Annotated in this window: 11 protein-coding genes; 2 read left to right on the top strand and 9 right to left on the bottom strand. The window is 47.3% G+C overall.

Features of this window, described 5'->3' with window-relative positions; genetic code table 11:
* Positions 1–63 precede the first annotated feature (63 nt).
* Both ahpC and ACESTD_RS01490 read right to left on the bottom strand, forming a co-directional pair.
* Positions 64–630, bottom strand: a complete 567-nt coding sequence (ahpC, locus tag ACESTD_RS01495; RefSeq protein WP_005826106.1) for an alkyl hydroperoxide reductase subunit C — start codon at positions 628–630, stop codon at positions 64–66.
* 195 nt (positions 631–825) lie between these two features.
* Positions 826–1,752, bottom strand: coding sequence for a hydrogen peroxide-inducible genes activator (locus tag ACESTD_RS01490; RefSeq protein WP_005826104.1), 927 nt, complete (start codon positions 1,750–1,752; stop codon positions 826–828).
* A gap of 140 nt (positions 1,753–1,892) precedes the next feature.
* Between ACESTD_RS01490 and ACESTD_RS01485 the strand changes: the two genes are divergently transcribed.
* The gene (locus ACESTD_RS01485) at positions 1,893–2,381 is read left to right on the top strand and encodes a Dps family protein (protein WP_005826103.1); all 489 of its coding nucleotides are present in this window, start codon (positions 1,893–1,895) and stop codon (positions 2,379–2,381) included.
* Between the two features lie 89 nt (positions 2,382–2,470).
* On the opposite strand, the gene ACESTD_RS01480 is transcribed toward ACESTD_RS01485, so the two are convergent.
* The 7 genes from ACESTD_RS01480 to ACESTD_RS01450 form a co-directional block, all read right to left on the bottom strand.
* The gene (locus tag ACESTD_RS01480) at positions 2,471–4,423 is read right to left on the bottom strand and encodes a DEAD/DEAH box helicase (RefSeq protein ID WP_373158635.1); all 1,953 of its coding nucleotides are present in this window, start codon (positions 4,421–4,423) and stop codon (positions 2,471–2,473) included.
* A 144-nt stretch (positions 4,424–4,567) separates the two neighbouring features.
* Positions 4,568–5,632, bottom strand: coding sequence for a tyrosine-protein phosphatase (locus ACESTD_RS01475; protein ID WP_373158636.1), 1,065 nt, complete (start codon positions 5,630–5,632; stop codon positions 4,568–4,570).
* A gap of 149 nt (positions 5,633–5,781) precedes the next feature.
* Positions 5,782–6,399, bottom strand: a complete 618-nt coding sequence (locus tag ACESTD_RS01470) for a DUF5043 domain-containing protein (RefSeq protein ID WP_005826097.1) — start codon at positions 6,397–6,399, stop codon at positions 5,782–5,784.
* A gap of 36 nt (positions 6,400–6,435) precedes the next feature.
* Positions 6,436–7,050 carry a DUF5043 domain-containing protein gene (locus ACESTD_RS01465; RefSeq protein WP_005826095.1) on the bottom strand — a complete coding sequence of 205 codons (615 nt, stop codon included), beginning with the start codon at positions 7,048–7,050 and terminating at the stop codon, positions 6,436–6,438.
* A complete protein-coding gene (locus ACESTD_RS01460) occupies positions 7,047–8,429 on the bottom strand; it encodes a hypothetical protein (protein ID WP_005833893.1) in 1,383 nt (460 codons plus the stop codon). The genes ACESTD_RS01465 and ACESTD_RS01460 overlap by 4 nt, the downstream gene beginning before the upstream one ends.
* A gap of 163 nt (positions 8,430–8,592) precedes the next feature.
* Positions 8,593–9,522, bottom strand: a complete 930-nt coding sequence (locus ACESTD_RS01455; protein ID WP_005833892.1) for a carbohydrate kinase — start codon at positions 9,520–9,522, stop codon at positions 8,593–8,595.
* Entirely contained in the window at positions 9,510–10,115 is a 606-nt protein-coding gene (locus ACESTD_RS01450) for an SIS domain-containing protein (protein WP_005826081.1), read from the bottom strand. Before ACESTD_RS01450 ends, ACESTD_RS01455 begins: the two co-directional genes overlap by 13 nt.
* Before the next feature lie 123 nt (positions 10,116–10,238).
* Here ACESTD_RS01450 and ACESTD_RS01445 point away from each other — a divergent pair, with 123 nt between their 5' ends.
* Positions 10,239–11,486 carry a pitrilysin family protein gene (locus ACESTD_RS01445; RefSeq protein ID WP_009037438.1) on the top strand — a complete coding sequence of 416 codons (1,248 nt, stop codon included), beginning with the start codon at positions 10,239–10,241 and terminating at the stop codon, positions 11,484–11,486.
* Positions 11,487–11,492 lie beyond the last annotated feature (6 nt).

Below are 11,492 nucleotides of genomic sequence, written 5' to 3'. Positions count from 1 at the left end.
GGACGTCTTAAAGGAAAGCGGACGTCTTTCTATGGTGAAAGCGCCCGCTCCTCCTATTACTTATCAAATCTTTCCTACAAGGTCGATGCTCGGCTTCAAAGTTTCCGCTCCTTTCTTCCACTTGGCAGGGCATACTTCTCCATCGTGTGTGGCAACAAACTGTGCAGCTTCTACCTTGCGCAGCAGCTCGTCGGCATTGCGTCCGATGTTGTTGTCCTGTATCTCGGCAATCTTGATTTTACCCTCGGGATTTACGAGGAATGTGCCGCGATATGCCATGCCTTCCTCTTCAATCATCACGCCGAATGCGCGGCTCAGTACGCCTGTGGGGTCGGCAAGCATGGGGTACTTAATCTTGCGGATGCTTTCGGAAGCATCGTGCCATGCCTTGTGCACAAAGTGCGAGTCTGTGCTTACAGAATATACTTCTACGCCCATTGCTTGGAATTGGTCATATTTCTCTGCGATGTCTACCAGCTCGGTAGGGCATACGAAGGTAAAGTCTGCCGGATAGAAGAAGAAAATGGCCCATTTACCTTTTACGTCTTCGTGGGATACTGTTTTGAAACTTCCGTTTTGGAAAGCCTGAACCTTGAATTCAGGGAGTTGTGAGTTGATGATCGGTTCCATAATTTTTCTCTTTTAATAGGTTTAGTTTTTTGTTTTACCAATGCGAAGATTGTGCAGACAGAATGTAGAAGCCAGTTTGCTTGATGATGCTGAGGTGCAACCGACCTTCGCTTTTTCTGTTTGCAAAAATATAGCATTTTTCCCCGATAGAACAAAAAATCCGATTGAAAGATTTTATGGAGCGATAGATGAAATCTATACGACTGCTTGGGTTGCTTTCAGTGAGAGCATTTCCTTGGGTACGGAAAGTTTTATCTCCTTAACCAGCACTTCGAGCAGCGTGTGGCGGATAAAGTTCTTATTGGTCAGCAGCACGACCTGGCGGGTGGGGCAGGGGATGGCGAAGGAACGTACCAGCTCTTTCTGGGCATCGCCCAGTTGCAGAACGGCCAGTTCGGGGATGAAGGTCACGCCTTTGCCGCTTTCTACCATGCGCATAAAGGTCTCCATGCTGCCCAAGTGATAGGCAAGCTGGCTGGCACGTGCCGACTTCATCTGGCAGAAACGCACCAGCTGATCGCGGAAGCAATGGCCCTCGTCGAGCAGCCAAAGCTGTTCGCCGTTCAGGTCGGAAGTACGGATTACCTCGTTGTTGAAGAGGGCGTCTTCGCGCGACACGTAGGCAAAGAACTGTTCATAGAACAACGGCGTCTGCTGCAACTCTTCCATACCTGCCAGACTCGCTACGATACCTGCATCTATTTCTCCCGTCTGCAGGGCTTTCTTGATGTCGTTTGTTTTCATTTCGACTACCCGGATGTCGAGGTCGGGGTATTTCTTCATCAGCTGCGGAAAGAAACGGGGCAGGAGGTAAGGAGCTACGGTGGGAAGTATGCCCAGCTTGAAGGTGCCGGTCAGTGAGTGTTTTTCTTCTTCTATAATATTCTTTATACGGTTGGCTTGAACCAATATATTCTGTGCTTGTTCTATGATGTGGATACCGACGGGAGTGGGGCATACCGGCTGCTGGCTGCGGTCAAAAATCCGGGTGTCCAGTTCCTCTTCCAGTTTCTGAATCATGGCACTGAGGGTGGGCTGTGTCACGCGGCAATATTCGGCTGCTTTGGCAAAGTGGCGGAACTGGTTGACGGCAAGGATGTATTCCAATTGTTGTAAAGTCATGATGAACAAGGCATTTGAAGGTTATGTATAGAGTTCGTCTATGCAAAGATAGAAATTATCTGTTTGACAAGCCTTGATTTACCCCTTATCTTTGCAATACCCAAAAGAAAAATAGTATAAATATTTAAAACAATAGAATTATGAAAACTTTAGATTACTTGCATTTGAATGAAAAGAAAGTGGCTGGCGTAGCATCAGCATTGCACCAATTATTGGCCGACTTCCAGGTACATTACACCAATCTGCGCGGTATGCACTGGAACATCAAGGGACACGGCTTCTTTGTGCTGCACGAGAAGTTCGAGAGTATGTATGACGATACCGCCGAGAAGATTGACGAGATTGCAGAGCGCATCTTGATGCTGGGTGGCGTGCCCGAGAATAAGTTCAGTGAATACCTGAAGGTTGCCAACGTGAAGGAAGTGTCCGACATCTCTTGCGGCAGTGAGGCTGTGGACCATATCCTCGAGACTTACGGCTACCTGATTGGTGAAGAGAGAAAGGTAATTGAACTGGCAAATGAAGCTGGCGATGACGTGACGGCAGATTTGATGACCGGCTACCTGAAAGAGCAGGAGAAAATGGTTTGGATGCTCGTTGCATTCAGTACGAAAAGCTGCACGAAATAAAGGATAAAGAGTCGTGAAAAAGGATAGGGTGATAAAACGGTAGCGGATGCTGCCGGTTTTATCACCCTATCCTTTTTCTATAGTTTATATCACTTCTTCTTCGGTGTCCGTCTTGCCCACCCTTCTTCACTGAAGTCGGGCTCTGCATCCTTAAAGTCATTGTTGCCCTGGAAGAACTGTTTCCAGTCATCCTTTTTGCCACGGGCTTTGGTGTAACCCCGCTCTTCGCGGCTGGGCTTGCCTTTCTTCTTGTCGTTTGCAGGACTTTCGGCCTTTTCGCTGCGTTTGCCGGTGGCATCGTTCCGTTTGCCGTCTTCCTTGTAACTGCGCTTCTTGCTGTCAAACTCTTTTTTCCCATGGCTTCCGGCTGTACCCGGACGTTTGCCCCTCGGAGCCTCCTTACCCTCGTCTCCAGCAACCTCTACGGATACTTTACGGCCGTTCCAGCTGGCGCGGTTCAGGGCCTTCACTACATTGGTGGCTTCCTTTTCCTCCACTTCGAAGAAGGAGAACTTCTGCATCAGGTCAATTCGTCCCAGCTCTACACGTCCACGTGTATTGTTGTTCAGCAGGCTGATTAATTCGTTGGGGAAGAAGTTGTCCATTTTACCCAGGTTGATGAACAAGCGGGTAAAGCCGGGTTCTGCTTTGCGGCTGCTTCTACGGTCGTTGCGGTCGCCCCTCTCGCCACTTCTTGCACCACGCTCACTACCGGTTGCTGTCTCTATCTCGTCACGGCCGCGATAGTAATCCAGGAAACGGTTGAATTCATGCGAAACCATGCGTTTAATCAGGTCCTCTTTGCTCAGCCAGTCCAGATTGCGGTAGATGTCGGTCATAAAGTCGGCGATTTCCTCCTCGTTCACTTTCACCTTTTCAAGATCGTCTATCACTTTGAGCAGTTGCTTTTCGCATATCTGTTTGCCGGTGGGCATTTCGCCTGCAATGAATTTCTTGCCGATGATGCGCTCAATCTCGCGCATTTTGCCTTTCTCTCGCAGGTTGATGATGGCGATGGAAGTCCCGGTTTTGCCGGCACGTCCCGTACGGCCGCTGCGGTGGGTATAACTCTCGGTGTCATCGGGCAATCCGTAGTTGATGACGTGTGTCAGGTCGTCCACATCGAGGCCGCGTGCGGCAACGTCCGTGGCAACCAGCAGTTGTAGGTTGCGGATGCGGAACTTCTGCATCACGGCGTCACGCTGCGCCTGACTCAGTTCGCCGTGCAGCGAGTCGGCATTATAGCCTTCCTGCATCAACTTGTCAGCTATTTCCTGCGTTTCTTTGCGGGTACGGCAGAAGATGATGCCGTATATCTGCGGATAGTAGTCCACAATACGTTTCAGGGCAGCATACTTGTCTTTGGCATGTACACAGAAGGCTACGTGTTTCACGTTGCTGGTGCTTTCATTTTTGCGTCCGATGGTGATTTCCTTGGCATCGCGCAGGTACTTCTTGGAGATGCGTGCGATTTCCGGGCTCATGGTAGCGGAGAACAGCAAGGTGTTGCGCTCCTGCGGCACATCGGCGAGAATGGCGTTGATGCTGTCTGTGAATCCCATGTTCAGCATTTCGTCCGCTTCGTCCATAACCACGTTCTGTATGGTGGCGAGGGACACGGTTTTGCGTTCCATCAGGTCCAGCAGTCGTCCCGGTGTGGCTACGATGATGTGTACACCCCGTTTCAGGGCGCGTATCTGGCTTTCGATGGACGAGCCTCCATATACGGGCAACACTCGCAAGCCATCGGTATATTTAGAATAATCGTTCAAGTCGCCTGCTATCTGCAAACAAAGTTCGCGGGTGGGGCAGAGAATAAGTGATTGGGGAATTCGGTTGTTGACGTTAATCTTCTGTATGAGCGGCAGGCCGAACGCTGCGGTCTTTCCTGTTCCTGTTTGTGCCAGTGCTACTACATCATTGTTTTCTCCTAAAAGGTAGGGAATTACTTCCTCTTGTACCGGCATGGGCTGCTCGTAACCCATTTCTTCGATGGCGCGGCGTATCTCCGGCGACACACCGAGCTCTTCAAATGTCTTCATTAAATCTTCTGTATATCTTTATCTTTATATTTCGGGCGCAAAGATAGTGCTTTTCAATGGATAATTGATAATTGATGGTTGATAATTATGCAATTACATGATAAAATCGTTTTTTATTGGCTACTCATTATCCATTATCCATTGTCAATTATCCGTTAAAAGAATGTCTTGCAGTCTCTTTCTTTCTTCTTTTGTCAGACCGATGCCTCTTTGCAGGTAGGTGTCGGTATCTCCATACCTTCGTTCCATTTCTTCGATGGCGGCATTCAGGAAATCCTCGCGTGCCGAGAAGAGGGTGGTGATGGCCTCTTGCGAGCGTGCCGGAAGCTGGTAGGCGTATCGGGAGGCCGCCGGGATGTTGAAGTAGTCGTTGCTGAGGCGGTAGTCTTCCATGATGATGTCTTCGTCCACTCCAAGGGAGGCAAGCACAAGTGCCGATACGATGCCTGTGCGCCCTTTGCCCGACGAGCAATGGATAACGACGGGATAATTGTTCTTGTCCAGCAGAATATCGAAAATCCGGCGGTATTCTTTGGTGTAGTTGCTGATGAGCTCGCGGTTCATCTGCTCCACGATTCGGTAGACAGTATCGCTCTTGATTTTCTGTTTCTGTACACCTTTCAGGATATACTCCATGTCGCCGGTAGGAATGGGGATATGGATCACTTTGAATGCCTGTTGCAAAGGGCTTTGTCTATTCGCTTCGACAGATGAACGCAGGTCGATGATAGTCCTTATGCCTATGTTCTTGAGCTCTTTGCGCGAACACGGTTTCAGTTTATCTATTTCGGCAGAGCGGTACAGCATGCCCCAATGCACTTTCTTTTGGGTGGGATAGGAGGAATAGCCTCCCAGGTCTCGGAAGTTCTGTATGCCGGGGATGTTGATGTTGCGGGTGGCAATCTTTACCCGGTATTTGTCAGCGAATACAAGTGTGTAGTAGTATCGTTGTGTAGGGTCGGTAGTGATGACAGTCATCTTCAGGTCGGAGATGTTGGCGACGGCAACGGGAACATCTTCGGGGATATGGTTGGGATTGGTCGAAGCATATACCTTCACATTTCCTTTGATGAGAGGGGCCATTTCCCATTTTACAATGCAGTTGCCCACGTTGTTTTCTTCGCATACAACGGAAATGTGAGGGGCAGTGCCATTGCAGGAAGGGAGCAGCACTGCCAAAACAAGCAAGTTCAATAAGTTCTTATACATAATTCGTAACCTCTCTGATGTCGTTAATCACAAATATATGTAATTTACCCACAGAAGGTAACAGCAATGCCAAGCTTTTATATTTCTTTTTTGAACTTTAAAAAAACTGCTATAGATTCTTTCGTGCATAGGCAGGTTGGTTTACAATGTTACATCAGCGAACCGGGAGGTGGTAATGGGGGGAGTTTCCCTTGGGGCTTTTGTCTCCATGACAGCATGATGTAATTGAGTTGTTTTCCCACTTCTCCGGGTTTAAAGTGTATTTGTTCTTTCAGTTTTACTTCGATTTCCCTATATACATGCAGTGGTACTCTGGCGTATGGGCTAAAGGTCGTGAAATTGAAATTCACTTCCATTACTTTCCCCGTATCCGGACTGAGTAGCATGGTTATTGTGAACTCACGCTTTCCGAGTTCATCTGCCATGGCTTTGGTAAAAGCTTCGTCCACAATGAAGTCTGCTTGTTTACTCATGGAGCTATTGTATTCAATTACTTTTTTTTCATTCCAGCTACCGATGTATATTTTTCCTGTGGCTTTATATACAATATCTTTGTATGTCAACTTGTTCTCTTTGTTATAAAGAGTCACAAACTGGCTACCGTCATCTACGTCACATTGATACGTATAACCATCTACCTCGAAAGTGGTGGTTTTTTTATAAATGACTGTTCCTTCAAGCGATTCTTCTGTTCTGATAGGTTTATCCTGTGCTACACAAGGGTAGATGTATCCTATAAGCAGTGTAATAAGCAATAGTCTTTTCATTCGTCACAATTTTTAGTTGTTAATTTTGTATGTTGCTTACATTAGCGAACCGGGAGGAGGTAATGGGGGGAGTTTCCCTTGGGGCTTTTGCATCCATGCCAGCATAATGTAGTTGAGTTGTTTTCCTTCCTCTATGGGTTTAAAATGAATTTGTTCTTTCAGTTTTACTTCGATTTCCCTATATACATGTAGTGGCACTTTGGCGTATGGCTCAAAGGTGAAAAAATTGAAATTCACTTCCATTACTTCTCCCGTATTTGGACTGAGCAACATGGTTATCATAAGTTCCGTTTTCCCAATTTCATCTGCCATGGCTTTGGTGAATGCTTGGTCTACTATGAAATCTGCTTGCTGACTCATGAATCTGTCATATTCAATTACATTGCTACTCCAGCTGCCAATATATGTCTTCCCCGTGTCTTTATACACAATCTTTTCGTATGTCAGTTTGTTTTCTTTGTTATAAAGAGTCACAAACTGGCTACCGTCATCTACGTCGCATTGGTACGTATAACCATCTACCTCGAAAGTGGTGGTCTTTTTATAAATGACTGTTCCTTCAAGTGATTCTTCTGTTCTGATAGGTTTGTCCTGTGCTACACAAGGGTAGATGTATCCTATAAGCAGTGTAATAAGCAATAGTCTTTTCATTCGTCACAATTTTTAGTTGTTAATTTTATGTTGGGAAAAATATTGGTGATATCCGAATACTCTTTAAATGGATAATTGTCGTATCCTTCCTGACGGAAAGCATTAACGACATTATTAGATATATAGGTTTCAAAGATATCCAAGAATGAAGTTGTAACATGACCTTGCTGATTTACATATTTAGTCAATGAAGTTGTTGCTCTTAGGCGTTGGCTTTTTGCATATTTATCTTGTTTTTTGTCCGTCCACTCCGCGCTCCTTTGTAAGAACAGGTATTGCGCATAGTGCGCTTCTATCTCTCTGTTCATCATAGAACTTTTGAACGATGATATAGGCTCTTGTGTGGTTTGGAAAACATGGAACATTTCATGCAGAAGGTTGTTTGCTTCCAATTCTTCCAATCCGATGTGCAAGGTATGCTCTTCCCAATTGTAGGAATACCCTTTGCCGAAATCGAATTCCAGATTGATTTTGTTGTTTTTGACTTTCTCTTTCAGTTGGCTGTATAGGTCTCCTCCCAAACAGTCTTCCATGATTCGGGCTGTCATGTTTTCGGTGATTACCCATAAAAGCGAGTCTTGGTCGGCCTCTTTCTTGAATATATTTCCTGCCGGAGTGCCCGATGAAGAGCCGGAACCTCCTGAACTTCCTCCTCCAATCCACACATCGCCGCTTCCTCCTCCTTCACTGTTCCAGTTGCTATTATTTATAAGGGCATCATCTACCCAATAGGAATGACTAACGCAGTTGGTATAGCTGTATTCCAGCTGGTCTTTAGGTCCGGTATATACATCCCAGCATTGGGTGACGGTTATTACCGAACGGGTCTGGGCATGAGGCTTGAATGTGAGTCCTTGCGCATTCTCTTCGCCAAATACTAGATAGCTTAACAAGTCGAATATGAACACTTGGTCGCTTTCTCTTATGAGTTCGTCATCACGCTTCAATGGAAAAAACTTCATCCATCCGTCTTTGATGTGCAACAGCCAGATGGCATCGATGCAGTGTGGCTTGTCAAGGCGGTAGAGGGGAACGAAGATACAGGTCTCTTCTCCAGTCAATTTATAGGTGAAGTTCCAGAGAGGAATGCCGTATTTCAACAGGAAAGAAGCGGTGAAATGCTTTTCTTCTTCCACTCTGCGTAGTGCGGAAATCACGGCTTTTAGGGTAGAGTCGGTGTAGGCAAAGAAGTTTTCCGGCTTGAATAACGCTTGCCGGGTCAACGGGACATCGTTTGCCGGGAATCGGGGTTGATAGAAGGATTCTTCTGTTTCGCAAGAGGCGAGTATTCCTAAAAGAATGCACAAGGCAAGGCAGATGTTTTGCCATTTCTGCTTAGGAGGGGTTGGAGAGTGCTGTCTGCTTCCTTTTGTATTCATAGCGCGAATGCTTAAGGTATAAAGGATAGACAAATAAAGCAAAAAAAAAGCAGAAATGAAAGGAAAAGCGGGAGAATTTTGTTAATCCGGAAGCTGTTCTACCACAGATTGCATGGATTTTCAGGCCATGTAATCTGTGGTGAACACCCTTTTGTAAGGGTGTCTATGGCTGGTATTTTCGTGCTTCTGCAAATTCCTTTGAAACGGAGTTGTTGAAACTCTTGCATACCTCGGCGGCAAACTCAATGCCGTATTGGATAACTTGGTCCCAAGTAGCCTCGTCCATGGTATCGAGGTCCTCGTAGCGTACATTATGTTTCAGCAGCCCGAAGATGATGCCTGCGTTGAAGTTGTCTCCTGCACCGATGGTGCTGACCGCCTCCAGTGGGGGGATGGAATATTCCTTGGAAATCGTGCCGGTGCGCAATGAAACCTGCTCCGCGCCGGCTGTGCAGAGGAAGTTGCGGCAGTAGAACTTTACTTTGTCTTTGTATATCTTGTCGGCCTCCTGCAGGCCCCACATATAGAAGAAATCCTCTTGCGAGCCGCGTACAATGTTGGCGTATTCCAGATTCTCGATGATGGTGGGAGCCAGCTTGATGGCCTCCTCTTTATGGGACGAACGGAAATTGGGATCGTAGTAGATAATGGCATGCATGTCGTGTGCGCGTTCCAGTAGCTCCACCACTTTGTCGCGCAGTACCGGATTCAGGGCATAGTACGACCCTATGATTACGATGTCGTCTTCCTGAATCTGCGGATATTCCACGTCCAGGCGCTGCTTGGGATAATCTTTGTAGAAGATGTATTCCGCATCGCTCCGGTTGTTCAGGAAAGCGAGTGATACGGGGGACTTCCCGTCGGGGAACACATTGACATGGTCTGTGGGAATATTGTTCTCGCGCATGAAGTTGAGGATGATATTGCCCACGTGGTCGTTGCCCGTTTCACTGATAAAGCAGATGGGAACACCGATACGTCCCAGTGAAACGATGCCGTTGAATACCGAACCGCCCGGAACGGCTGCTGTGGGCTGTTCGCCACGGAATATGATGTCCAGTATGGTTTCTCCGATGCCTATTACTTTACGCATAGCGATCTTGATTTTTCTCCGAGGTAACCACCGTGATGGCGCTTGGAGTAGTCTTCAATGGTGAATCCTGTTTCTTTCATGGTCTGTACCACCAGGATGTCGCCGATGACGGTCATGGCGGTGGTCGAAGTCGTGGGTGTCATGCCCAGTACACATACTTCTTGCGGTTTCCCGGTGCTGAGGCATACGTTGGATTCGTGTGCCAGGGGGCTGTCGGGGTTTCCGGTGATGACGATGAACTTCAGTCCCGGGTTCAGGTTATGTGCCAGCTGTGTCAGCTCCACGATTTCGCGAGTTTTGCCCGAATTGGAGATGAGCAGCAACAAGTCATTCTCCTGGAGGATGCCGAGGTCACCATGCTGTGCTTCGCTGGGGTGCAGGAAAACGGACGGAATACCGGTAGAGCAGAAGGTGGTAGCGATGTTCATGGCTATCTGTCCTGCCTTGCCCATACCCGAAGTTACCAGTTTCCCTTTTTTGCGGTGCACTTGTTCTACGATGAGTTCTACAGCTCTTTCATAAGCGTCCGTCACTGGAATGTTCAGTACGGCCTGTGCCTCTTTCTGCAAAAGCTCTTGAATGGATGCAATCATACTTAATGTGCTAATTTGATTAATGTGCTTAAAATTATAGCAATTGCAAATATCTGCAATTTTCTATAAACGGCAATAAGTTTTATTGTATTTTTGTCGCCTCAAATAGTTTGAAACGTCAGAATGAAGAACTTAAAAGAAAATTTACTGCCAACTTTCAATCAATATACTCTGCCCAATGGCATGCGCATCATTCACGAACCCTCAGCCTCCAAAGTGGCTTATTGTGGTTTTGCCGTAGATGCGGGTACGCGCGACGAGCTTGAAAACGAGCAGGGTATGGCGCATTTTGTGGAGCACCTTATATTTAAAGGTACCGCCAAGCGCAAGGCATGGCACATTCTGAACCGCATGGAGAATGTGGGCGGTGACCTCAACGCTTACACCAACAAGGAAGAGACGGTGATTTACTCTGCTTTCCTGACCGAGCATTTCGGCCGTGCCTTCGAACTTCTGGTGGATATTGTATTCCACTCCACCTTTCCGCAACGCGAGATAGAGAAGGAGACAGAGGTGATTATCGACGAGATACAATCCTACGAAGACAACCCTTCCGAGCTAATCTTCGATGATTTTGAGGACTTGATATTCAGGGGGCATCCCTTGGGACGCAACATTCTGGGCAATCCCGAGCAGTTAAAGCAGTTTCGCAGTGAGGATGCTGCCGCATTCACTGCCCGCTTCTACCATCCCAACAATATGGTTTTCTTTGTTCTGGGTAATCTGAGTTTCAAGAAAGTTGTGCTTATGGCAAAAAAACTTCTGGCGGATATACCGGCAACACCGGTGCATTATGGTCGTACTCTGCCGCCCCTCTATGTACCCGAGCATCTTGTAGTGCATAAGGATACTCACCAGGCACATGTCATGATTGGCAGCCGGGGATATAATGCATACGATGACAAGCGCACCGCACTTTACCTGCTGAACAATGTCTTGGGTGGCCCGGGCATGAACAGCCGCTTGAACGTCTCTCTCCGTGAACGTCGTGGGCTGGTCTATAACGTAGAATCCAACTTGACTTCCTATACCGATACGGGAACTTTCTGCATCTACTTCGGTTGCGACCCTGCAGATTTGGACTACTGCACCCGCCTGGTATATAAGGAATTGAAACGCTTGCGTGATGTCCGGATGACTTCCTCGCAGCTTGCGGCCGCCAAGAAGCAGCTTATCGGGCAAATCGGTGTAGCTTCGGATAATAATGAGAACAATGCGCTGGGTATGGGAAAGACTTTCCTGCATTATAATAAATGCGAAACTTCCGAAGCCGTGTTCCATCGCATTGAACAGCTCACTTCGGAAGCTCTGTTAGAGGTGGCGAACGAGATGTTTGCCGAGGACTATCTTTCGACGCTCATTTATCGCTGACCGCTT

The sequence above is a fragment of the Bacteroides sp. AR20 genome (assembly GCF_964250605.1).
Lineage (GTDB): Bacteria > Bacteroidota > Bacteroidia > Bacteroidales > Bacteroidaceae > Bacteroides > Bacteroides uniformis.
Note: the sequence above shows the minus strand (reverse complement) of the source record. Positions and strands in the feature narration are given on the sequence as shown.